We start from the raw sequence: 22,990 nt of genomic DNA on the forward strand, positions 1-22,990 counted from the left end.
CCAAGGAGCCACCATGCAACGCAGACATCTGATCCAGGCCGCCGGCGCACTGCCCGTGCTGTCCCTTGCTCGCACCGCCTTCGCCTTCGACGGCCCCGAGCTCTACGCGGGCGAGAAGGCGCTGTACGCCGAAGCGCAGAAGGAAGGCCTGTGCGTCTCCTTCGACACCGGCCCCGAATGGGCCAACTGGAAGTCGCTGTTCCGCGACTTCAAGAAGCGCTACCCCGAGATCGAATTGACCTACAACGACATCGGTTCGGCCGCCACCGTCGTCGCATTGGAGAAGACCAAGCGCCGCCCGCAGGCCGACACCGCCTACTACTTCGCCGCCTCCGCCGTCGATGCCGCGAAGAAGGACGTGGTCGCGCCCTTCAAGCCCGTCAACTTCGACAAGCTGCCGCCGGTGTTCCGCGAGGCCGAGGGCCGCTGGTTCACCATCCACACGCTCAACATCGCGTTCCTCGTGAACAAGAAGCTGGTGAAGAACGTGCCTACCGGCTGGGCCGACCTGCTCAAGCCCGAATTCAAGAACACGGTCGTCTACCTCGACCCGCGCTCCACCGGCATCGGCCAGGTGCTGACTTTCGCCGCGGCCTACGCCAACGGCGGCAGCGTCGACAACGTGCAGCCCGGCACCGACTACCTGGGCAAGCTGCATGCGGCCGGCAACGTGCTGCGCGTGGAAGGCACCACGCCGTATGCCAAGTTCCTGAAGGGCGAGATCCCGGTGTGGATCAGCTACGAGAACGATGGCCTGAAGGCCAAGCACGTCGACGGCATGGGCGATGCGGTCGAGATCGTGATTCCGAAGGAAGCCAGCGTGGCCGCACCGTATGCGATCAGCCTGGTGAAGAACGGCCCGAATCCGAACGCCGGCAAGCTGTGGCTCAACTTCATCATGAGCGAAGCGGGGCAGACGCTGTTCGCACAAGGCTTCGTGCGGCCCGCCGTGCCGGGCACGCCGCTTTCTGCCGACGTCGCCGCCAAGATGCCGCCCGCACCGCAGATCCGCCCGCTCGACGTGGTGAAGGCCTCGGAGCGCAAGGCCGACGTCGACAAGCTCTGGGCGCAGGCCGCCTTGGGGAAGTAAGCCGTCATGCGACGCTTCGGCGCCTGGCCCGCATGGGCCTTCATGGCGCTCTTCTTCGCGGTGCCGCTCGCGGCACTGCTGCCCGAAGCCTTTGCCGAGGGCGGCAGCGCCTTCGGGCGGCTGTTCGGCAATCCGCTGTTCCTGGGTGCGCTGCGCAACACGCTGGGCCTCGGGCTCGCGGCGGGTGCGATCTCGGCGCTGGTGGGCACCTGCATCGCCATCGAGCTCGCGCGGCAGCCCGAGCATCGGCGCCAATGGATGATGACGCTGCTGGGCCTGCCGCTCGCGTTCTCGGGCCTGGTGATCGCCTACGGCTTCATCCTGGCCTTCGGACGCGCGGGCTTCGTGACGCAGTTGCTCGCGGGACTGGGCGCCGATCCGGCCGTGATCGGCAGCTGGATCTACAGCGTGTCGGGCCTGGGCTTCGCCTACGCCTACTACCTGATTCCGCGCGTGGCGCTGTCGCTCTACCCGGTGTTCGCCAACCTCGACCTGCGCCCGGCGCAGGCGGCGCGCACGCTGGGCGCATCGAAGGCGCGCGCGTTCTGGGACACGGTGGTGCCCGAGGTGATGCCCTCGGTGCTGTCGAACGCCTGCATGGTGGCCGCGATTGCCATGGGCACCTACGGCACGGCGCTGGCGCTGGTGGGCACGCAGCTCAACATCCTGCCGCTGATGCTGCTCGCGCAGGTGGGCGACGGCGGTTCGGATTTCGCGGTGGCAGCGGCCTTGTCGCTGGTGCTGATGGTGGTGTGTGTGATCGTGATGGGAGTGGGCGATGTCGTTACGCGAAGGCGCGAGCGCGGTGCTGTCGGCGCCGGTCACTGAGGCGCTGACGCGCCTGGCGCAAAAGCAATGGGGCCCGGCGCGGCATCGCCAGCCAGTGGCCATCATCGGCCCGGGCGACGGCGGGCCGGTCGAGTGCGAGGCCGCCTACGCGGTGGCGCACGCGCTGGCCGGCGCGGGCATGGCGGTGGTGTGCGGCGGACGCGGCGGCGTGATGGCCGCAGCCTCGCGCGGCGCCACCGAGGCTGGCGGCATCGCCGTGGGCATCCTGCCCGAGGACGACGACCGCAACGCGAACGAATGGCTCAGCGTGGCGATTCCCACCGGCATGGGCGAGATGCGCAATGCGATCGTCGCGCGCAGCGGCGTGTGCCTCATCGCCATCGGCGGCAACATGGGCACGCTGTCGGAAATGGCGCTCGGACTCAAGTGGGGCAAGCCGGTGTTCGTGATGCATGGCGATGTGGAACTGCCGGGGGCGGTGCAGGCGGTGGATGTGGACGACATGCTCGCGAAGGTGCTGGCCACGCTGCTCGCCTGAGCACGTTCGGGGGAGGACGAATGCCACGGCCGCATTGCACAATGCCGCCATGCCCTACATGCCCACATTCGTCGCCCCCGCCCGCTTCACCGACGCCGCCGCCGCACTCGAACAGGTCAAGGCCATCTACCAGGGCGGGCTCGCCCATCTGCGCGAGTCGATGCTGCGCTTCGTGGCGGGCGAGGCGCTGCCGGGCCGGGTGCGGGCCTGCTACCCGTTCGTGCGGGTGCACACGCACACCGTCTCGCGCCACACGCCGCCGGCCAATGCGGGCCTGAGCTACGGTTTTGTCGCCGGTCCCGGCCGCTACGAGACCACGCTGACGCGGCCCGATCTGTTCTCTCGCTACTACCTCGACCAGTTCCGCCTGCTGCTGGAAAACCATCAGGTCGAGCTCGAGGTGGGCACCAGCACGCAGCCGATTCCGATCCATTTCTCGTTCGCCGAGAACGACCACATCGAAGGCACGATGAGCGAAGACCGCCGCGCGCTGATGCGCGACGTGTTCGACCTGCCCGACCTGGGCGTGATGGACGACGGCATCGCCAACGGCACCTTCGAGGCGCGCGACGGCGAGGCGCAGCCGCTGTCGCTCTTCACGGCCGCGCGGGTCGATTACTCGCTGCACCGCCTGCGCCACTACACGGGCACCGCGCCCGAGTGGTTCCAGAACTTCGTGCTGTTCACCAATTACCAGTTCTACATCGACGAGTTCGTGCGCCTGGGCCACGAAGCGATGGCCGACGAGAACAGCGAGTACATCGCCTTCATCGAACCGGGCAACGTGGTCACGCGCCGGCGCGGGCTCGATGCCGGCGCGAGCGAGACCTTCGCTCGCCTGCTGGACGGCAGCCAGGGCACCGCGCCGCCGCGGCTGCCGCAGATGCCGGCCTACCACCTGGTGCGCGAGGACTACAGCGGCATCACCATGACGAACATCGGCGTCGGCCCGGCCAATGCCAAGACCATCACCGACCACATCGCCGTGCTGCGCCCCCACGCCTGGATGATGCTAGGCCACTGCGCGGGCCTGCGCAACACGCAGCAGCTGGGCGACTACGTGCTGGCGCATGCCTATGTGCGCGAGGACCACGTTCTGGACGAAGAGTTGCCGCTGTGGGTGCCGATTCCGGCGCTGTCGGAAATCCAGCTCGCACTGGAAAAAGCCGTGGCCGACATCACACGCTACGAAGGCCCCGATTTGAAGAAGATCATGCGCACCGGCACCGTGGCCAGCACCGACAACCGCAACTGGGAGTTGCTGCCCGGCAACCAGCCGCAGCGCCGCTTCAGCCAGAGCCGGGCGGTGGCGCTCGACATGGAGAGCGCGACCATCGCGGCCAACGGCTTCCGCTTCCGCGTGCCTTACGGCACTTTGTTGTGCGTGAGCGACAAACCGTTGCACGGCGAGATCAAGCTGCCCGGCATGGCCAACCACTTCTACCGCGAGCGGGTGGAGCAGCACCTGCGCATCGGCATGCGGGCCATCGACATCCTTCGGGAAGAGGGCTCGACCCGGCTACACAGCCGCAAGCTGCGCAGCTTCGCGGAGGTCGCTTTCCAGTAATAGTTGGCAGTCAGCAGGCGCTTTCGAGGGTTTTTACCTAGGCGCTTGTGCAGGTGTTTTGCACATTTCGCGGACATCATCCGGTTACTTTTGAGAACAACCGGAAACAAAATGTCTAAATCGTCACCTTCTGCCCTTTCACGCCGTGATTTCAGCGCATGGGTGGCAGGCGGCGTCGCCGTTGCCGGCGCTGGTCAGGCCGCACTGCTGTGGCCTCGGTCGGCCGGCGCGGCCGAGCCGCAGCTGGTTGCCAGGTTGCGCATCGTCATTCCCGCCAACGAAGGCGGCGGCTGGGACCAGACCGGCCGTGCGCTCGGCGCGGCGCTGTTGGCCTCGGGCGCGGCGGGCGACGTGGTCTACGAAAACATCGGCGGCAAGGGCGGCACCATCGGCCTGGCGAAGTACGTCGAGAAATACGACGCCGACCCCGACACCCTGCTGATGAGCGGCATGGTGATGGTCGGCGCAGTCGCACTGCAAAAGCCCGCCGTCACGATGGCGCAGGTCGCTCCGGTCGCGCGGCTCACCAGCGACTACGAAGTGGTGGCGGTGAAGGCCGACTCGCCCATCAAGACGCCCAAGGACCTGATCGCAGCCCTGCGCGCCGACGCGGCCAAGACCGTCATCGCGGGCGGCTCGGCCGGCGGCGTCGACCACATGTACGCCGGCATGCTGGCACGCGTGGCCGGCAATACCGCCGGCCTGGTCTACCAGCCGTACCCCGGCGGCGCGCAAGTGGTGGAAGCGCTGGAAACCGGCAAGGCCGTCGCCGGCATCTCGGGCTACAGCGAATTCAGCGAGGCGCTGGCCGGCGGCAAGCTGCGCGCGATCGGCGTCTCGTCCAAGCGGCCGTTCCTGGGCATTCCATCGGTGCGCGAGCAGGGCGTGGACGCCGACCTCGCCAACTGGCGCGGCGTGCTCACCGGCAAGAAGGTGCCCGCCGAGCGCCGCGCCGTGCTGCTGGAAGCCGTGCGCCGCGCGACCGGCGCCGACATCTGGCAGAAGACCATCAAGCGCAACAACTGGGATGCGTACTGGATGGCCGGCAAGGATTTCGAGAGCTTCCTCGAGCTCGACCTGGCGATGGCCGGACCGATGATCTACCTGCTCAAGCTGAAGGCCTGAGCACCAGGCACAGGGGCTTCAGGCGAACAGCTCCGGCATCTCGCGCTGCGCCTTGGGCGTGAGCACGAGTTCGCGCCCGTCGAGCTCCTGCCGCACCCAACCGCGGCGCAGCGACAGTTGCAGCCACGCGGCCCCCAGCGCGCCACCCAGATGCGGACGGCGCTCGCTCCAGTCGAGGCATGCGCAGGCAAAGCGCCGGCGCGAGCGGCGCACCGCATCGACTTCGACTCCCAGGCTTTCGAGCGCGATCGCACCTTCGGTCGTGAGTTCGTACGAACCGCTCTGCAGACCGCTGAGCCAGCCCTGCGCATGCAGCCGGTCGTGCAGCGCGACGCCGGCGGTGCCAGCCATGTGGTCGTAGCAGGTGCGGGCGGCGCGCAGGCGGCTCGGCGTGTTCGGCTTGAACTCGGCCGCGCGCGGTGCGCCGGCCACGACCATCAGGCTCTCGAGCGCAGCAGCGACGTTGTCGTCCGCAAGCCTGAAATAGCGGTGCTTTCCCTGCACGAGGACTTCGACCAATCGCTCCTCTTTCAGGCGCGCGAGGTGCGCGCTCGCGGTGGAGGCGGCCACCTCGGCGACGGTGGCGAGTTCGGTCGCGGTGCGCGCGTGGCCGTCCATCAGGCAGTTGAGCATGCGGGCGCGCGCCGGCTCGGCGATGGCGCCCGCAAGGCGGGCCAGTTGGAGATCGGCGCTGGAGGATGAAGTCGTGTCCATGCGGCGATCGTAAAACGCTGCCGCAATCGACACTTCGTTCACGGGCGAAGTGTGGCGGCATCGTAGATTGCACACTGCGGGGCATGAACACAAGCCCCACTTCCTTCGCCGACTGCATGCCCGTCGACCCGGTCGCGGCCATCACGCATGCCGATCCTTATCTCTTCTACGCCGAGTTGCGCGCGGGTCCGCCGCTCGTGTGGAACGAGAAGCTGCGCGTGTGGGTCGCGAGCCGTGCGGACGTCATCGAATCGGTGTTGCTCGCGCACGGCGCGCTGCGTGTGCGGCCCGCCGCCGAACCGGTGCCGCGCGCCATCGCGGGCAGCCCGGCCGGCGAGGTGTTCAGCCACCTGGTGCGCATGAACGACGGCGCGGCGCACCAGGCGCATCGACCCGCGCTGCAGCGTGCGCTGGCCGGGCTGGACTTGAATGCCGTGCACGCGGCCGCCCTGCAGGTTGCGCGCAATGTGCCGGCTGCGCCTTTGTCGGACGCGCTCTTTTCCATGCCCGTGCAGGCAGTCGCGCAGCTGCTCGGTTTTGCGGAGGAAACGCTGCCGCAGGTGGACCGCTGGATGCGCGACTTCGTCGCCTGCCTGTCGCCGCTGTCAACGACGGGCCAGTTGCAGGCGGCGAGCGTTGCCGCAGGCGAACTGATGACGCGCTTCGAGACGCTGACCGCAAGTGCGCCATCCCGTCACGGCACGCTGCTCGCGGCCGTGCTGGCCGAGAGCGATGCCAGCACGCCGCTCTCGCGCTCCCTGCTCGCCAACATCGTCGGCCTGCTCTCGCAGACCTGCGACGCGACGGCCGGCCTGCTGGGCAACAGCCTCATCGCACGGGTGCGCGAGCCCTCATTGCGCCAAGCCGCACGCACGCGCGACGGACTGCAAGCCATCGTGGAAGAGACGGCGCGGCACGATCCGTCGGTCCACAACACGCGCCGCTTCGCGATCGAGCCCATCACCATCGCGGGCACGCCGCTGGCGGCGGGCGATGCGGTGCTGCTGGTGCTGGCCGCGGCCAATCGCGACCCGGCGTTCAACCCCGAGCCGGACCGCTTCCAACTGATCCGCGAGCGGCGCCGCATGCTCGGCTTCGGCCACGGCATGCACGCCTGCCCGGGCCAGGCGCTGGCCTGCACGCTGGCGGCGGCGGGGCTCGATGCGCTGTTGCAACGCCAGCCCGATCTCGATGCGATCCGAGCGCGTGGCTGGCACTACCGCCCTTCGGCCAACGCGCGCATTCCGGTCTTCCACTGACGGTTCAGCCGCGCGCGCTGGCCCAGTGCCCTGTGCCCGCCAGATGCGGCGACAGTTGCGCATCGCCCCAGCGCAGCGGCAGCGCGGCCGGACGGCGCAATGCGTGCTGGACATGCAGACGAAGCAGCCGCTCGGCGCCTTCGAACCGGGCAAGCTCGGGCCCGTCCAGCACGATCTCCGCAGTGGCTGCCACATGCAGCAGGTCGCCGTTGTCGTAGTCGATGAACAGCAGGCCCGCACGCGGGTGCGCCAACAGATTGCCGAGCGTGTTGAAGAAGCGGTTGCCGTTGAAATCGGGCACCGTCAGCACGCCGCCTTCGTCGACGCGCACGAAGCCGGGTCGACCGCCGCGGTGCGACACGTCGACGCCGTGCGACCTGGCATCGGCTTCGTCGCCCGCTGCCACTTCGTCGGGGTAGGCCGTGGCGATGAACAGCGTGTCCGCGCTGCCGATAAGACGCTGCGCTTCGAGGTCCAGCGTGTCGAGCCATTGCACCGATGCGCCGTCTCTGCGCGTCGGCACAAACACCGGCTCGCGCGCCTGGATGTACCGCGGGCAATTGCCGAAGCTCTGCTGCACCTCGAGCATGAAGCCCGTGGCATCGAGCGATTCGACCGTGGCGTTCATGCGGTTGCGCCGCCGCGTATGCGGCTCGATGCCCAACAAGCCGAGCGGGGCGCCTTCTGCGAGCTGGCCTGCGAGCGGATCGCCGGCCGCGGGCAGCGCATCGATGCGCAGGTGCGTCGCATCGGGCGAATGCGCAAAACCCGCGGGGGCCGCGAGCACGCTGGCCCAGGGCTGCAGGTTCGCATCGAGGCTGCCGACCACGACGAACGGCAGCTGCGCGAAGAACTCGCGGTGCTGGTCGGGCATGTAGTCGCGGATCACGCGCGGCCCCGCGACCGCCATCTGCTCGCGCGAGCCGGCGTGGAGTTGCAGCGCGCGCTCCCCGGCGTGGAAGGGTGCCGCGATCATGCTGCCGCCGCGAGCCCGACCGGCGTGCGCACCATCGGCACGAAACCGGGCAGGGCTTCAATGCGCGCAAGCCATTCGCGCACTTGTGGATAGGCTTCGAGCGACACGCGACCTTCGGGTGCGTGCGCCACGTAGGCGTAGTTCGAGATGTCGGCAAGCGTGGCTTCGGGGCCAGCGAGGAAGGGCTGGCGTTCGAGGTGGATCTCCATCACAGCGAGCAGCGCATGCGAGCGCGTCACCGTCTCCGTAGGGTCCACGGCCAGGCCGAACAGCGCCATGACGCGCGCCGCAGCCGGGCCGTAAGCCAGCGGACCTGCCGCCACCGAGAACCAGCGCTGCACGCGCGCGGCACCCACCGCGTCCTGCGGCATCCAGCGCGACGGGTCGGCCGAATAACGCGCATTGAGGTAGACCAGGATCGCGTTGGAATCGGCCAGCGTGACCTCGCCGTCCTCGATCACCGGCACCTGGCCGAAGGGGTTGCGCGCCAGGAATTCGGGCGTGCGGTGGGCGCGCTGCTTCAGGTCGAGCTCGATCACCTCGAAAGGCAGGCCGAGCATCGAGAGGAACAGCCGCACGCGGTGCACATGGCCCGAAATGGCGCTGCCGTAGAGCTTGATGGGTTGCGCGGGGCGAGTGGCGGTGGCATTCATGGGAGGTCCTTTTGAAATGGCGAAACAGCGGCCGGGTGGCGTGTTCCCGATTCTTCTCTCTTGCACCCGATGAATGAATAGCCGTTTCTGTATTTGACTGCTGCGTTTTCCGGTTTAATCGCGGCATGGACCGCTTCAAAGCCATGCAGACCTTCGTACAGATTGCCGAGCAAGGCAGCATGACCCGCGCCGCCGAGTCGCTGGGCACTTCGTTGCCTGCGGTGGTGCGTTCGCTCGCCGCACTCGAGGCGCACCTGGGCGTGCGCCTTTTTCATCGCACCACCCGCCGCCTGTCGCTCACCGAAGAGGGCCGCCACTACCTGCCGAGTGCGCGCGAGGTGCTGCTCGCAGCCGATGCCGCCGACCGCGCGCTCAATGCCGAGGCACGCGAGCCGGCGGGCCAACTCACCATCACCGCACCGGTGCTGTTCGGCCACATGTACGTGGCGCCGGCCATCACGCGATTCATGAAGCGCTACGACAAGGTGCGCTGCAGCGTGCTGCTGTACGACCGCGCGGTGAACCTGCTGGAGGAGAACATCGACGTCGGCATCCGCATCAGCCCGCTGGAAGACTCGTCGCTCGTGGCGCAGTCGCTGGGCACCATCCGGCGCGTGGTCGCGGTGAGCCCCGACTACCTCGCGCGCCACGGCACGCCGCAGCATCCGCGCGAGCTGAACGGCGCACCCTGCGTGCGCGGCCGCATCGACGCACCGCCGCAATGGCAGTTCCACGAAGGCGGCAAGACGATCAGCGTGACGCCGAGCAACCGGCTGGAGTTCAACCACCTCGCGCCCGCCGTCGAGGCCTGCGCCGCGGGCATGGGCTTCGGCACCTTTTTCTCGTACCAGGTGCTGCCGTACGTGGCGCAGGGGCGCCTGAAGATCGTGCTCGAGGACTTCGAGCCGCCGCCGCGGCCGGTGAGCGTGATCTACCCGAACGCGCGGCTGCTGCCGGCCCGCACGCGGGCTTTCATCGACTGGATGAAGACGGAGTTCACCGGCTTGCGGATGTAGCCGCTACGACGCAGCCGCGGGTGCGGGTGCCGGCAGGGGCTTGCCTTCGCACAGCGCCGCGGCGTCGGTCGCCATGCTGCGCACCGCCTCTTCCATGCCGAGGTTCAGCACCGACATGAATTCGCCGTTGCCGCTCGCCCAGTTGGTGCGCGTGCCCATGCCGTGATAGAGGCGCGAGGCGATCTCGCCGCTGGGCAGTCGGTAGTTCACCTTCAGCACCACATGCGAGACAAGGTTGAGCCCCGCGGACCACGCATGGGCGAGGCGCAACGCGACCACGGCCGAGACCTGCCGGGCGCCGGTGGCCGCAGCGGGCGCGCCGACGATGGGCTGGAAGCCATAGCGCTGGGTCGACAACAACGCATCGCGCGTCCACATGCCCGCATCGCCGCTGCGCAGTGACTCCACCGCCCTCGGCGTGGCATGCACCGTCGGCATCATCAAGGTGAGGTTGCCGGCGTAGACCTGGTTGTTGCGGGCATCTTCGATGGCTGGCAGGTAGAGCTTGCAGCCCTGCGGCACACGCAGGGTTTCCACCGGCGGGCCATTGGGGCGCTGCTCCTGCTCGGGCGCCTGCTGGTAGACCATGTCGAGCGGTTCGCTCTCGGTGACTGCCTGCGCGAAGCCGGGCATGGCGCAGAGCGCGAACAGGGCGGCGGCTGCCAGGCCGGTGCGAAATTGGGAGGGTTGCTTCATGGTGCGGCCGTCCGGACCGAATACATCGCGTTGTCCTGGTCGCGGAATGCGACGCGGCCGGGCTGCTCGTCGAAGCCCTGGCCACCCAGCGTCACCCAGGTGCCGTTGACGTTGAACCGCGCGGTGCGGATCGCGCCGGAGCGCGCGCCGGCGAGATCCAGCCCCACCACATGCAGCGTCTGCTGGATCGAATCGCGCATCACGGCCTTGAGCTGCTGCCCGTCATTGGCGCCCAGCCGACGAACGACGGTGGCGCGTGCGCCGCCGCTCACAGGTGTCTGGTAGATCGTCGCGGATCGGTACGAGGGCTCCTTGTTGCCGTCCTGCCAGAGCAGTGCCGTGGTGCGCGTGGTGAAAGCGCCCAGCCCGGGCTCCAGCACGTACTGCAGCAACAGCACGAGGTAGGCGCGACCGTTCTTCGTGGCGGCGATGCGGGCGTCCTGCTCGGCTTTGGGCGGCATGCCCGCGAGCACCTGCGACGAGACAACCTTCAGCGGGAACGCGTTGGGCGTGTTGAGCAATTCGCCGATGGCCAGGCCCGCCTCGACGCGGTAGTCGTAGTCGAGCAGCGGGCCGACGATGGCGCCTACTTCCGCACTCATTTCCTTTTGCCGCGATTGCTGCACCGACGAGTCGATCAGCGCGCCGATGAGGCCGCCGCCCGTGGCCGCGCTCACACCGGGCGCCTGCGCGGAGAACATGAAGCTCTCTTGTGCGACGACCACGCGCAGGTCGGCCTCTTGCACCTTGGTGCGATCCGTTGCCGCGAGCGGCCGGTGGAATTGGGCGCATGCACCCAGCAGTAAAACGACTGACAGTGCCAACAGAAAACGCAGCATCTTCGGGTCTTCTCTCGCGGTATTCGACTGGGCGTCGATTGTGCCGGGTGTTGCCTGGATCACGCACCGCTTGTCCATCGGTTGGTGCCGCTTGTCCATTGGTTGAAGCGATGGCGACGTTCATCGGGGCCTGCGTCAGAATGCCTGTGTGCTTTCTTCTTCCTCCACCCCTCCCCTCTTCCACGCCAGCCACTTGCGCAAGCGCTACGGCGACACCACGGTCGTGGACGACCTGTCGTTCGAGATCGCGCCGGGCGAGTGCCTCGGCGTGATCGGCCCGAACGGCGCCGGCAAGACCACCACCATCCGCATGTGCCTGGGCCTCACCGCGCCCGACGGCGGCGAGATCTCGGCGCTGGGCCTGCAGATGCCGCGCGATGCGCTCGCCATCAAGGCACAGCTGGGCGTGGTCACGCAGTTCGACACGCTCGACCCCGACTTCAGCTGCGCCGAGAACCTCGTGGTGTACGGCCGCTACTTCGGCTTCAGCAAGGCGCAGGTGCGCGCACGCGTGCCGCAATTGCTGGAGTTCGCGGCGCTCTCGCACAAGGCCGACGCGAAACCGGGCGAACTCTCGGGCGGCATGCGCCGGCGGCTCTCGCTGGCACGCGCGCTGGTGAACGACCCGAAGCTGTTGCTGCTCGACGAGCCGACCACCGGGCTCGACCCACAGGCGCGCCACCTGATGTGGGAGCGGCTGCAGGTTCTGTTGCAACAGGGCAAGTCGATCCTGCTGACAACGCACTTCATGGACGAGGCCGAGCGGCTGTGCTCGCGCCTTCTGGTGCTCGACCACGGCCGCAAGATCGCCGAAGGAAAGCCGCGCGACCTGATCGCCGAGCACCTGGAGCCCGACGTGGTCGAGGTGTACGGCAACGGGGCGCTGTCTTTGGCCGAGTCGCCCGAACTCAAGGCAATGGCGGCGCGCGTCGAAGTGAGCGGCGAGACGGTGTTCTTCTACACGCAGGACGCGCGGCGGCTGCTCGATGCGCTGACGCGGCATGGCGGCCTGCGCACCTTCCATCGGCCCGCGAACCTCGAGGACCTTTTTCTCAAGCTCACCGGACGGCAGATCCGCGAGGACGGCTAGACCATGAACACGACGACTGCAACGACCAACCCCGCGCCGCCCGCACCCTCTCCGTGGCGCGCACCCGAGATCTCGCTGCGCTGGTGGCCCGTGTTCCTGCGCAACCTGCTGGTGTGGCGCAAGCTCGCGATCCCGAGCCTCATCGGCAACATCGCCGAGCCGCTGATCTGGCTCGTGGCCTTCGGGTACGGCATGGGCGCGCTGGTGGGGCAGGTGGCGGTGGACGGCGTGAAGGTGCCCTACATCCTGTTCCTCGCCAGCGGCTCGATCTGCATGAGCGCGATGAATGCGGCGAGCTTCGAGGCGCTGTATTCGGCCTTCTCGCGCATGCATGTGCAGAAGACCTGGGACGGCATCATGAATGCGCCGGTCGGGCTCGATGACATCGTGCTCGCCGAGATGCTGTGGGCCGCGTTCAAGTCGATCTTCACCGTGACCGCGATCCTGTTCGTGATGCTGGGTCTCGGCATCAGCCACAGCCCCAAGTTGATCGTCGCGTGGCTGGTGCTGATCGGCGCGGGCATCACCTTCTCGTCGATTGCGCTGATCTTCAATGCGCTCGCCAAGGGCTACGACTTCTTCACCTACTACTTCACGCTGTTCATGACGCCGATGATGTTCCTGAGCGGCGTGTTCTTTCCGCTCGAACAACTGCCTTCGGCGGTGAAGGCCGTAGCGGCATGGCTTCCACTGACCAACGCGGTCGCGCTGGTGCGGCCGCTCTTCATGGACCAGTGGCCGGCCGACTGGTGGCTGCATGCGGGCGTGCTGGCGGTGTATGCGGTCGTGGCGTTCTGGATCGCGCTGGCGTTGACGCGCAAGCGCTTCAAGGCCTGAAGACCTGCGGCCGAGGACATCCGGAAACGGGTGCTTTCAAATTACATTGCGCACAATTTAATTGTTCGCTAGAATTCGACCCATGCGCTCCACCACCGTCTCCGCCGACGAAATGCTCAAGCTGGACAACCAGCTGTGCTTCGCCGTGTATTCCGCCTCGCTGGCGATGACCCGGCTCTACAAGCCGGTGCTGGAAAAGCTGCAACTCACCTACCCCCAATACCTCGTCATGCTGGCCCTCTGGGAGCAAGACGGATTGATGGTCTCCGAACTCGGCGAACGCCTCTCGCTCGACTCCGGCACGCTCACCCCGCTGCTCAAGCGTCTCGAAGCCAACGGCTACGTGGCACGGGTGCGCGACGTGGCCGACGAGCGCCGCGTGCACATCACGCTCACCGCCGCCGGCCGCAAGTTGAAGGCGCGCGCCGCCAGCGTTCCCGGTTGCCTCATGGCTGCCACCGAATGCTCGGTGCCCGAACTCATTGCGCTCACCCAGCAAATCCAGACACTGCGCGACCGCATCAAGAAGGCGGCCTGACCGACAACGTTTTTCTCCCTGCTTCGATCGAAAAACGAGAGAAGCTTTTTTCACCCACCCCTCCCTTCATCATCAAAGGAATCACCATGACCACCAAGCTCGACAAAGTGCTCTACACCGCAGAAGCCCACACCGTCGGCGGCCGTGACGGCGCAGGCAAGTCCAGCGACGGCGCGATCGACGTCAAGCTCAGCTCGCCCGGTTCGGGCAAGCCCGGCACCAACCCCGAGCAGCTGTTCGCGGTCGGCTATGCAGCCTGCTTCATCGGTGCGATGAAGGCCGTCGGCCCGAAGATCAGCGTGAAGGTGCCCGACGACGTGGCCATCGACTCGAAGGTTTCCCTCGGCCCGACGAACGGCGGCGCTGCCTACGGCATCTCGGTGCAACTGGCGATCACGCTGCCTGGCCTCGATGCCGAACAGAAGCAGAAGCTGGTCGACACCGCTCACCAGGTTTGCCCGTACTCGAACGCAACGCGCGGCAACATCGACGTCGAACTGACGATTGTTTGAGCTCGCCCCCAGGCTGCGCGCACTTCGTGTCGCTTCGCCAACCCCCTACCGGGGGCAACACCTGAGGCCCGGCAAAGCCGGTTCCTCGGTGTTCCCTTGAAGGGATCCGACAGCTTCAAAGAAAGCGCCTCAGCCACAAGCCGGGGCGCTTTTTTCATGGCCGGCGTTGTCTCACGGGTGACGCGGAAAGGGACAACGCGATAGCGCCTTTCATCAAGCTTGGCTAATGTGGCCGCACGCCCTTCAACGCACCGTGGAGATCGACACCATGAGCACCACCAGCCTCCTCGTCCGCAAGGACAGCCTTCCCACCACGCGCCTGCACACCGCCACCGACCAGCCATTGGCCGACGGCCAGGTGCGGGTGCGCATCGACAGCTTTGCGCTCACCTCCAACAACATCACCTACGCCGCCTTCGGCGACGCGATGAGCTATTGGCAGTTCTTCCCTTCCGAGGAAGAAGGCTGGGGCAGCATCCCCGTGTGGGGTTTCGCGAGCGTGACGCAATCGCTGCACCCGGGTGTGGCGGTGGGCGAGCGGCTCTACGGCTACTGGCCGATGGCGTCGAGCGCGGTGTTGAGCCCCGACCGGCTCTCGCCCGGGCGCTTCACCGACGCGGCCCCGCACCGCGCCGAGTTGCCCGCGGTCTACAACCAGTATTTCCGCTGCAACGCCGATCCGCTCTACACCACCGACACCGAAGACCTGCAGGCGCTGCTGCGCCCGCTGTTCATCACCTCGTGGCTGATCGACGACTTCATGGCCGACAACGACTTCTTCGGCGCCACGACCATGCTGCTCTCGAGCGCATCGAGCAAGACGGCCTACGGCACCGCCTTCCAGCTGCATCAACGCAAGGGCATCGAGGTGATCGGCCTCACCTCGCCTGGCAACGTGGCCTTCTGCGAAAGCCTGGGCTGCTACCACCGCGTGGTGACCTACGACGCGCTGGACACGATCGCGGCCGACACGCCCAGCGTGTACATCGACTTCGCCGGCAACGGCGGGCTGCGCAACGCCATCCACGAGCGCTTCGCGAACCTCAAGTACAGCTGCTCGATCGGGGGCACGCATGTGGAGCAGCTCGCGTCCAAGGGCGCGGGCAAGAGCCTGTCGGGTCCGCGCGCCACGCTGTTCTTCGCGCCCGCGCAGATCAAGAAGCGCACCGCCGAATGGGGTGCGGAAGAATTCGGCCGGCGCATGGTGGCCGCCTGGCGCAACTTCCTCGCCACGGTGACCGACGTGAGTAACCCCTGGCTGCACGCCGAGCAGCACCGCGGCGGCGAGGCGGTGCAGGCCGCCTATGCGCAGGTGCTGGCCGGCAAGGGCGACCCGCGCACCGGCCATATCCTTTCGCTTTACAAACAACCCGGCGGGCTGTGACGGCGAAGGCGGCGGGGGTGGCGACAATCGCTGCATGACCCCTTCCCCCGCGGCGCCCGCCAACACCCATCCCTATGAGAGCCTCACGCCCGACGTGGTGCTCGACGCGCTCGCGACGCTAGGCCTGCACGGCGACGGCCGGCTCACCGGCCTGAACTCCTATGAAAACCGGGTCTACCAGGTGTTCCTGGAGGACCGCAGTGCGGTGGTGGTCAAGTTTTACCGCCCCGAGCGTTGGAGCGAAGCCGAGATCCTCGAAGAGCATGGCTTCTCGCTCGAGCTGGCCGCGGCCGAAGTGCCGGCCGTGCCGCCCCTGGTCTTCGGCGGCAAGACCCTGCACCACCACGCCGGCTTCGCTTTCAGCGTGAGTCCATACCGCGGCGGCCGCGCGCCCGAACTCGACAACTTCGAGGTGCTCGAATGGGTCGGCCGGTTCCTGGCGCGCATCCACACCGTGGGCAGCGCCAAGTCCTTCGAGGCCCGTCCCGCGCTCGACCTGCAGACCTTCGGCCTCGATTCGCGCGACTGGCTGCTGGAAAACGACAAGATCCCGCTCGACATGCAGCGCGACTGGGAAAAGACCTGCAACGAGGCACTGGACATGGTCCGCGCGACCGCCCTCGCGCTGCAGCCGCCGGCCTCCGACTTCCAGCCGCGCAAGCTCCGCCTGCACGGCGACGTGCACCCCGGCAACATCCTGTGGACGCCCACCGACCGCCCCGGCGGCGGCCCGCACTTCGTCGACCTGGACGACGCGCGCACCGGCTTTGCCGTTCAAGACCTGTGGATGCTGCTCTCGGGCGACCGCGCGCAGCGCACCTCGCAGCTGTCGGGCCTGCTCGACGGCTACGAGCAGTTCCGCGAATTCGATCGCCGCGAACTCGCGCTGATCGAGCCGCTGCGCACGCTGCGGCTCATCCACTACAGCGCGTGGCTCGCGCGCCGCTGGGAAGACCCGATCTTCCCGATCAACTTCCCGTGGTTCGGCTCGAGCGACTACTGGAAGGGGCAGATCCTCGTACTGGAAGACCAGTGCGAGCAGATGGCCGAAGACCCCCTCTACGCCTAGAAATGTCAGCCCCCCGGCTTTTCACTTCGCTTCGCTGCGTGTAATTCGCCACCCCCCATGGGGGAGGCCCGGCCACCTTGGGGCGGCCCGGCGGTGGCCGGCTGCGTGTTGGCGACGCCCTGCAGCAGCCGCTCGACCAGCACATTGGGCGGGCCTGCGCGCCACACGCCATAGGCCTCCGACTGCGCCACCGGCCGATCGAGCGGCCGGAACACAGCGCCGCGCAGGGCCGAGTTGCGCATTGCCTGCGGCACCAGCGCAACGCCCATGCCCTGCGACACCAGCGAAACGACGGCGAGCCAATGGCGCACTTCATGCCGCACCTCGGGCAGGAAGCCCGCGTCGGCGCAGATCGACAGGATGCGTTCGTGATAGTCCGGTGAGGCCTCGCGCGAAAACAGCACGAAAGGCTGGTTGCGCAAGTCGGCCGGGGCCAGCACCTTCTTGCGGGCGAGCGAATGTCCCGCGGGCAGGCAGCACACGAAAGGCTCCGACAGCAGCAGGCGGTGATGCAGCTCGGGCGGCATGCGGCTCGTGTGAACGAAGCCGAGGTCGAGCCGGTCGTGCAGCAGTTCGGCGATCTGCACGCCCGAGTTGAGTTCGTTCAGCGTGATACGCACCGCCGGGTGCTTTGCCTGGAATGCGCGCAGCGCGGGCGGCAATCCGCGATAGAGCATCGCGCCGACAAAGCCGATGCGAAGGCGCCCCGCCGAGCCGGTCGCCACATCGCGCGCCTCCGTCGCGGCCTCTTCCGCTTGCTGCAGCAAGCGACGCGCCGAGATGCGCAGCGCCTCGCCCGCATGCGTGAGCCGCACCTCCTTGCTGTTGCGCTCGAACAGCCGCGCGCCCACCGACTCTTCGAGCTGGCGGATCGCGACCGACAGCGGCGGCTGCGAAATCGACAGGCGCCGCGCTGCGCGCCCGAAGTGCAGCTCTTCGGCCAGCACCGAGAAGTAGCGCAGGTGTCGCAGTTCCATGAATAGGCAGATCGAATCGAACAAGACCAATTCGATATTAGACACGGATCGTCGCAGCTTCAACAATGCAGCGAACCCAGGAGACAAACGCATGCCTGAAAACGCCGCACATGCCGCGCTGCCCACTGCGCACGCCCATCCGATTCCCGACCGCCACGGCCAGAACCTGTTCACCGCCGACACCGAGCTGCACGACCTGCTCGCGCTCTACCTGCCCGAGGACCTGCGCACCCACATGCGGCCGCACTTCGAGCGCCTGGGCGGCCTCGCGGGCGGCCTGCTCGACGAACTGGCCGGCACCGCCGACCGCAATCCGCCCACACTGAAGCAACGCACCCGCACGGGCCTGGACGAGCAGAAGGTCCTCAAGCATCCGGCCTACGTGGAGATGGAACGCCTTGCGCTCAGCGAGTTCGGCCTGGCAGCGATCTCGCACCGCGACGAGACGCTGGGCTGGAGGGGCAAGATGCCGCCGCTGGTCAAGTACGTGCTGACCTATCTCTTCGTGCAGGCCGAGTTCGGGCTGTGCTGCCCGGTCTCGATGACCGATTCGCTCACGCGCACGCTCAAGAAGTTCGGCAATCCCGAACTGGTCGCGCGCTTCCTGCCGCGCCTGACCTCGCTCGACTTCGACGAGCTCGCGCAGGGCGCGATGTTCATGACCGAGCAGGCCGCGGGCTCCGACATCGCGGCCACCGCGACGATGGCACGCCGCGAGGCCGACGGCAGCTGGCGCATCACCGGCGACAAGTGGTTCTGCTCCAACCCCGATGCCGATTTTGCGATGGTGCTCGCGCGCGCCGAGGATGGCGAAGCGGGCATGAAGGGTGTGTCGCTGTTCCTGCTGCCGCGCCGGCTCGAGGACGGCAGCCTCAACCACTACCGGATCATTCGCCTGAAGGACAAGCTGGGCACGCGCTCGATGGCGAGCGGCGAGATCAGGCTCGAAGGCGCGGTCGCCTGGCTCGTCGGCGAAGAAGGCCGCGGCTTCGTACAGATGGCCGACATGGTGAACAACTCGCGCTTGTCGAACGGCGTGCGCGCTGCGGGCCTCATGCGCCGCGCGGTGGCCGAGGCCGAATACATCGCCTCCGAACGCCGCGCCTTCGGCCGCACGCTCGACCAGATGCCGCTGATGCAGCGCCAGCTCGACAAGCTGCGCCTGCCGGCCGAGCAGGCGCGCACGATGGTGTGCCAGACCGCGCTGGCCCTCGCGCGCTCCGATGCGGGCGAGCCCGATGCGTACGCGCTGCTGCGCATCCTCACGCCGCTCATCAAGTTCCGTGCGTGCCGCGACGCGCGCAAGGTGACAGGCGATGCGATGGAGGTGCGCGGCGGCTGCGGCTACATCGAGGAGTGGAGCGATCCGCGCCTCGTGCGCGATGCGCACCTGGGCTCGATCTGGGAAGGCACGAGCAACATCGTGGCGCTGGACGTCATTCGCGCGGTGAAGCGCGAAGGCTCGCTGCCGGTGCTGCGCGCGCATTGCGAGACGCTGCTCGACGATGCGACGCTCGCGCCTGCCTTCGCCAAAGCCTTGCACGACTCGCTGGCACGCGCCGCAGCGCTGGCCGAGACCGCGGCACGCGAAGGCGGCGATGTGCTCGCGCGCCAGGCCGCATCGGCGCTCTACCACTGCACGAGCAGCATCGCGATGGCCTGGGAGGCCAGCCGCAGCGGCTCTGCCGCGCGCCTACGCTGGGCGCAACTGGTGCTGCTGCACCGCGTGTTGCCGCGCGACCCGCTCGCCCCCGACGCGATGCCCGCGGACTGGAACAACACCGCGATGCGCACCGCCAAAGCCATCGCCTGATTCACAAAAAAACGGAGACATTCCCTTGCGACACTTCACCCATCTTCTCGCCGCGGTCACCGCGTGCGCCGCGTTGCTGAGTGCGGCACCCACCGCACAAGCCCAAGGCCCTTTCCCTTCCAAGCCCCTGACGCTGGTCGTTCCCTTCCCTCCGGGTGGCCCCACCGATGCGATGGCGCGCACGCTCGCCGCCGAGATGAAGGACCGCCTGGGCCAACCCATGATCGTGGAGAACCGCGCGGGCGCGGGCGGCAACATCGGCGCCGAGTACGTGGCGCGCACCGAGGCCGACGGCCACACGCTGCTGTTCGGCACCTCGGGCCCGCTCGCCATCAACGCGAGCCTCTACCGCAAGATCAACTACGACCCGGTCAAGAGCTACGCGCCGGTGATCCAGGTCGGCTACCTGCCCAACATCCTGGTGGTGAACCCGGCGCTGCCGGTGAAGACCGTGCCCGAGCTCGTCGCCTACGCCAAGGCCAACCCCGGCAAGCTCAGCTATGCCTCGTCGGGCAACGGCGCGTCGTCGCACCTGGCGGGCGTGCTGTTCAACTCGGTGGCCGGCACCGACCTGCAGCACATCCCCTACAAGGGCACGGGCCCGGCGCTCAACGACCTTTTGGGCAACCAGGTCAGCATGACCTTCACCGACATCCTCACCGCGCTGCCCTACGTGAAGGCCGGCAAGCTGCGCGCACTGGGCGTGGCAACGCTCGCGCGCTCGCAGGCGCTTCCTGACGTGCCGACGATCTCGGAGCAGGGCTACAAGGGCTACGACGTGAGCGTGTTCTTCGGCATCGTCGCGCCGGCCGGCACGCCCGCGGACCGCGTGACCAAGCTCAACCACGCGTTTGCCGAAGTGCTGAACTCGCCCAAGGTGAAGCAGATGTTCGCGGCGCAAGGGCTCGAAGCCTCGGCCGATACGTCACCGCAGAAGCTCGGCCAGTTCATCGTGAGCGAATCGGCCAAGTGGAAGGACGTCGTGAAGAAGTCCGGCGCGCAGCTCGACTGACGGCGACGCACGGAACACCGACATGACATCTCCTCCCCAAGGCGCCCTCGCGGGCATCCGCGTCCTCGACATCTCGCGCATCCTCGGCGGCCCGTACTGCGGCCAGATCCTCGGCGACCACGGCGCCGACGTGCTCAAGGTGGAGCCGCCGCAGGGCGACGACACGCGCACCTGGGGGCCACCCTTCAAGGAAGGCGTGGCCTCGTACTACCACGGCCTGAACCGCAACAAGCGCGTGCAGCACCTGGACTTCTCGACCGAAGAGGGCCGCGAGGCACTGCTCGCGCTGGTGGCCGAGGCCGACGTGCTGATCGAGAACTTCAAGACCGGCACGATGGAGCGCTGGGGCATCGGCTACGAGACGCTCTCGCAGCGCTTTCCGCGCCTCGTGTGGTGCCGCGTGTCGGGCTTCGGCGCCGATGGGCCGCTGGGCGCGCTGCCCGGCTACGACGCGGCGGTGCAGGCGATGACCGGCATCATGAGCATCAACGGCGAAGCCGACGGCGGCCCGCTGCGCGTGGGTCTGCCGGTGGTCGATATGGTGACGGGTCTCAACGCGGTGATCGGCGTGCTGCTCGCGCTGCAGGAGCGCAACCGCAGCGGCCGTGGGCAGTTCGTGGAAGCGGCCCTATACGACAGCGGGCTCTCGCTGCTGCATCCGCACGCGGCCAACTGGTTCATGGACGGCACGGCGCCGCGCCGCACGGGCAATGCGCATCCCAACATCTACCCCTACGACGCGCTGGCCACGGGCACCGATCCGGTGTTCGTCGCGGTGGGCAACGACCGCCAATTCGCGAGCCTGTGTCGCTGCATCGGCCTGCCCGACCTCGCGGATGATCCGCTCTACCGCACGGCCGGTGCACGCTCGGTGCACCGCGACGGACTCAAGCAGCGGCTCGAGGCGGTGATGGCGGCATTCGACGGACGTGCGCTGGTCGACCAACTGATGGCTGCCGGCGTGCCCGCCGCGCCGGTGTTGCCGGTGGCCGATGCGCTGCAGCATCCGCACACGCTGCACCGCGAGATGGTGGTCGAGATGCCCGGCGGCTACCGCGGCATCGGCGCGCCGGTGAAGCTGAGCCGCACGCCCGCGAGCTACCGGCATGCACCGCTGACGCCGGGCAGCACCTTCCTGCCCACGGACGATTCAGCGCAGCACTGAACGGCCGCGGCCGATGCCGTAGTACGCGATGCCGGCGGCTTCGACTTCGGCGGCGTCGTAGATGTTGCGGCCGTCGAAGATCGCGGGCGTCTTCAATGCGCTGGCGATGTGCGCGAGATCGGGGCGGCGAAACACGGGCCATTCGGTCACGAGTGCCAGCACGTCGGCGCCCTGCAACGCATCCTCGGGCGTATCGCACCAGCGCACGTCGCCGCGCTCGCCGACGATGGCGTGCGCATTCGGCATCGCTGCCGGGTCGTGCGCCTGCACGCGCGCGCCCGCCGCCCACAGGCGCTCCAGCAGCACGAGGCTCGGCGCATCGCGCATGTCGTCGGTGTCGGGCTTGAAGGCCAGGCCCCAGAGCGCGATGGTCTTGTTCGCGATGTTGCCTTCGAAGTGATGTGTCATCAGGTCGAAGAGGCGGCCCTTCTGCTCATGGTTCACAGCTTCCACCGCCGCGAGGATGCGCAGCGGCTGTCCCTCGCGGTCGGCCAGATGCCGAAGCGCCCGCACATCCTTCGCCAGGCACGAGCCACCATAGCCCGCGCCGGCCTGCAGGAAGTCGGGGCCGATGCGCCGGTCCGAGCCGATGCCGCGGCGCACCATCTCGATGTCGGCGCCCGCATGCTCGGCCACGCGCGCCATCTCGTTCATGAAGCTGATGCGGGCCGCGAGCATCGCGTTGGCGGCGTACTTGGTGAGTTCGGCCGAGCGCCGGTCCATCACCAGCAGTTGTTTCGCCGGATCGCGCACGAAGGGTTCGTAGAGCCGCATCAGCAGGTCGATGGCGGCGGGGTCGGTCGCACCAATCACTACGCGGTCGGGCTCGCGGCAATCTCGCACGGCCGAGCCTTCGCGAAGGAACTCGGGGTTCACGGCCACCGCGATGCGATGCGCCGCACCGCGTTGAGAAAGCGCCGCGTGCAACACGGCCTCGACCTGCTCCGCGGTGCCGACCGGCGCGGTGGACTTGCAGACGACCACCGCGTCGCGATCGCGATGCTGCCCGATGCTGCGGGCCACGGCCATCACATGCCGCAGGTCGACATCGCCTTCTGCATCGGCCGGCGTGTTGACCACGATGAAGAGCACGTCTCCATGCAGGCTCGCGGCGCGCTCGTCGGCGGTGAACCGCAATCGCCCCGCAGCAAGCCCCTTTGCGACCAGCGCCTCCAACCCCGGCTCGTGCAACGGCATGCGCCCCTGCTGCAACCCTTCGATGCGGCCTGTATCGGCGTCCGCACACAGCACGTCGTGCCCGGCTTCGGCCAGGCAGGCGGCGAATGCAAGGCCCACATAACCCGCGCCGAAGATGGCCGCCTTCATGCGCA

Annotated in this window: 23 protein-coding genes; 16 read left to right on the plus strand and 7 right to left on the minus strand. The window is 67.9% G+C overall.

What is annotated here, in order from left to right; translation table 11 throughout:
- The first annotated feature begins 13 nt into the window (after positions 1-13).
- The 5 genes from J2W23_RS28025 to J2W23_RS28045 all read left to right on the plus strand — a co-directional run bounded on the left by J2W23_RS28025 (position 14) and on the right by J2W23_RS28045 (position 5,109).
- Positions 14-1,090, plus strand: coding sequence for an extracellular solute-binding protein (locus J2W23_RS28025; RefSeq protein ID WP_307651078.1), 1,077 nt, complete (start codon positions 14-16; stop codon positions 1,088-1,090).
- 6 nt (positions 1,091-1,096) lie between these two features.
- Positions 1,097-1,918, plus strand: coding sequence for an ABC transporter permease (locus J2W23_RS28030; protein WP_307651079.1), 822 nt, complete (start codon positions 1,097-1,099; stop codon positions 1,916-1,918).
- On the plus strand, positions 1,869-2,417 hold the full coding sequence (locus J2W23_RS28035) for a TIGR00725 family protein (RefSeq protein WP_307651080.1): 549 nt from the start codon (positions 1,869-1,871) through the stop codon (positions 2,415-2,417). Before J2W23_RS28030 ends, J2W23_RS28035 begins: the two co-directional genes overlap by 50 nt.
- A gap of 49 nt (positions 2,418-2,466) precedes the next feature.
- Positions 2,467-3,984, plus strand: a complete 1,518-nt coding sequence (locus tag J2W23_RS28040) for an AMP nucleosidase (RefSeq protein WP_176661834.1) — start codon at positions 2,467-2,469, stop codon at positions 3,982-3,984.
- A 111-nt stretch (positions 3,985-4,095) separates the two neighbouring features.
- Positions 4,096-5,109 carry a Bug family tripartite tricarboxylate transporter substrate binding protein gene (locus tag J2W23_RS28045; RefSeq protein WP_176661833.1) on the plus strand — a complete coding sequence of 338 codons (1,014 nt, stop codon included), beginning with the start codon at positions 4,096-4,098 and terminating at the stop codon, positions 5,107-5,109.
- Positions 5,110-5,127: 18 nt separating this feature from the next.
- Here J2W23_RS28045 and J2W23_RS28050 read toward each other — a convergent pair whose 3' ends face one another.
- Positions 5,128-5,823, minus strand: coding sequence for an ArsR/SmtB family transcription factor (locus J2W23_RS28050; RefSeq protein ID WP_307651081.1), 696 nt, complete (start codon positions 5,821-5,823; stop codon positions 5,128-5,130).
- A gap of 83 nt (positions 5,824-5,906) precedes the next feature.
- On the opposite strand from J2W23_RS28050, the gene J2W23_RS28055 reads away from it, so the two are divergent.
- Positions 5,907-7,082 carry a cytochrome P450 gene (locus tag J2W23_RS28055; protein WP_307651082.1) on the plus strand — a complete coding sequence of 392 codons (1,176 nt, stop codon included), beginning with the start codon at positions 5,907-5,909 and terminating at the stop codon, positions 7,080-7,082.
- A gap of 4 nt (positions 7,083-7,086) precedes the next feature.
- Here J2W23_RS28055 and J2W23_RS28060 read toward each other — a convergent pair whose 3' ends face one another.
- Together J2W23_RS28060 and J2W23_RS28065 are read right to left on the minus strand one after the other, a co-directional pair.
- On the minus strand, positions 7,087-8,058 hold the full coding sequence (locus J2W23_RS28060) for a pyridoxamine 5'-phosphate oxidase family protein (RefSeq protein WP_307651083.1): 972 nt from the start codon (positions 8,056-8,058) through the stop codon (positions 7,087-7,089).
- A complete protein-coding gene (locus J2W23_RS28065; RefSeq protein ID WP_307651084.1) occupies positions 8,055-8,711 on the minus strand; it encodes a glutathione S-transferase family protein in 657 nt (218 codons plus the stop codon). Before J2W23_RS28065 ends, J2W23_RS28060 begins: the two co-directional genes overlap by 4 nt.
- A 125-nt stretch (positions 8,712-8,836) precedes the next feature.
- On the opposite strand from J2W23_RS28065, the gene J2W23_RS28070 reads away from it, so the two are divergent.
- Entirely contained in the window at positions 8,837-9,727 is an 891-nt protein-coding gene (locus J2W23_RS28070) for a LysR family transcriptional regulator (protein WP_176661829.1), read from the plus strand.
- Positions 9,728-9,730: 3 nt separating this feature from the next.
- Here J2W23_RS28070 and J2W23_RS28075 read toward each other — a convergent pair whose 3' ends face one another.
- Positions 9,731-10,423, minus strand: coding sequence for a hypothetical protein (locus tag J2W23_RS28075; RefSeq protein WP_307651085.1), 693 nt, complete (start codon positions 10,421-10,423; stop codon positions 9,731-9,733).
- Positions 10,420-11,169: a hypothetical protein gene (locus tag J2W23_RS28080; RefSeq protein ID WP_307651086.1), complete on the minus strand. Its 750-nt coding sequence runs from the start codon at positions 11,167-11,169 to the stop codon at positions 10,420-10,422. The genes J2W23_RS28075 and J2W23_RS28080 overlap by 4 nt, the downstream gene beginning before the upstream one ends.
- 241 nt (positions 11,170-11,410) lie before the next feature.
- On the opposite strand from J2W23_RS28080, the gene J2W23_RS28085 reads away from it, so the two are divergent.
- From J2W23_RS28085 to J2W23_RS28110, 6 genes are all read left to right on the plus strand, one after another.
- Entirely contained in the window at positions 11,411-12,352 is a 942-nt protein-coding gene (locus tag J2W23_RS28085; RefSeq protein ID WP_176661826.1) for an ATP-binding cassette domain-containing protein, read from the plus strand.
- 3 nt (positions 12,353-12,355) lie between these two features.
- The gene (locus tag J2W23_RS28090) at positions 12,356-13,189 is read left to right on the plus strand and encodes an ABC transporter permease (RefSeq protein ID WP_176661825.1); all 834 of its coding nucleotides are present in this window, start codon (positions 12,356-12,358) and stop codon (positions 13,187-13,189) included.
- Between the two features lie 82 nt (positions 13,190-13,271).
- A complete protein-coding gene (locus J2W23_RS28095; protein ID WP_176661824.1) occupies positions 13,272-13,727 on the plus strand; it encodes a MarR family winged helix-turn-helix transcriptional regulator in 456 nt (151 codons plus the stop codon).
- 86 nt (positions 13,728-13,813) lie between these two features.
- Positions 13,814-14,239, plus strand: a complete 426-nt coding sequence (locus tag J2W23_RS28100) for an organic hydroperoxide resistance protein (protein WP_176661823.1) — start codon at positions 13,814-13,816, stop codon at positions 14,237-14,239.
- Between the two features lie 268 nt (positions 14,240-14,507).
- Entirely contained in the window at positions 14,508-15,623 is a 1,116-nt protein-coding gene (locus J2W23_RS28105; RefSeq protein WP_307651087.1) for a DUF2855 family protein, read from the plus strand.
- Between the two features lie 34 nt (positions 15,624-15,657).
- The gene (locus J2W23_RS28110) at positions 15,658-16,692 is read left to right on the plus strand and encodes a serine/threonine protein kinase (protein ID WP_307651088.1); all 1,035 of its coding nucleotides are present in this window, start codon (positions 15,658-15,660) and stop codon (positions 16,690-16,692) included.
- 5 nt (positions 16,693-16,697) lie between these two features.
- Here J2W23_RS28110 and J2W23_RS28115 read toward each other — a convergent pair whose 3' ends face one another.
- Complete coding sequence (locus J2W23_RS28115; RefSeq protein ID WP_307651089.1) at positions 16,698-17,669, minus strand: LysR family transcriptional regulator; 972 nt, start codon at positions 17,667-17,669, stop codon at positions 16,698-16,700.
- 91 nt (positions 17,670-17,760) lie between these two features.
- On the opposite strand from J2W23_RS28115, the gene J2W23_RS28120 reads away from it, so the two are divergent.
- From J2W23_RS28120 to J2W23_RS28130, 3 genes are read left to right on the plus strand one after another with little or no spacing between them, the layout of a single operon-like run.
- Entirely contained in the window at positions 17,761-19,482 is a 1,722-nt protein-coding gene (locus J2W23_RS28120) for an acyl-CoA dehydrogenase family protein (RefSeq protein ID WP_307651090.1), read from the plus strand.
- 25 nt (positions 19,483-19,507) lie between these two features.
- The gene (locus J2W23_RS28125; protein WP_307651091.1) at positions 19,508-20,494 is read left to right on the plus strand and encodes a Bug family tripartite tricarboxylate transporter substrate binding protein; all 987 of its coding nucleotides are present in this window, start codon (positions 19,508-19,510) and stop codon (positions 20,492-20,494) included.
- Between the two features lie 22 nt (positions 20,495-20,516).
- On the plus strand, positions 20,517-21,659 hold the full coding sequence (locus J2W23_RS28130; protein WP_307651092.1) for a CaiB/BaiF CoA transferase family protein: 1,143 nt from the start codon (positions 20,517-20,519) through the stop codon (positions 21,657-21,659).
- Here J2W23_RS28130 and J2W23_RS28135 read toward each other — a convergent pair.
- Entirely contained in the window at positions 21,645-22,985 is a 1,341-nt protein-coding gene (locus tag J2W23_RS28135) for a UDP-glucose dehydrogenase family protein (protein WP_307651093.1), read from the minus strand. The genes J2W23_RS28130 and J2W23_RS28135 overlap by 15 nt on opposite strands.
- Between the last annotated feature and the right edge of the window lie 5 nt (positions 22,986-22,990).

Origin of the sequence: Variovorax boronicumulans, from assembly GCF_030812215.1 — a bacterium.
Taxonomy (GTDB): Bacteria; Pseudomonadota; Gammaproteobacteria; order Burkholderiales; family Burkholderiaceae_C; genus Variovorax; species Variovorax boronicumulans_C.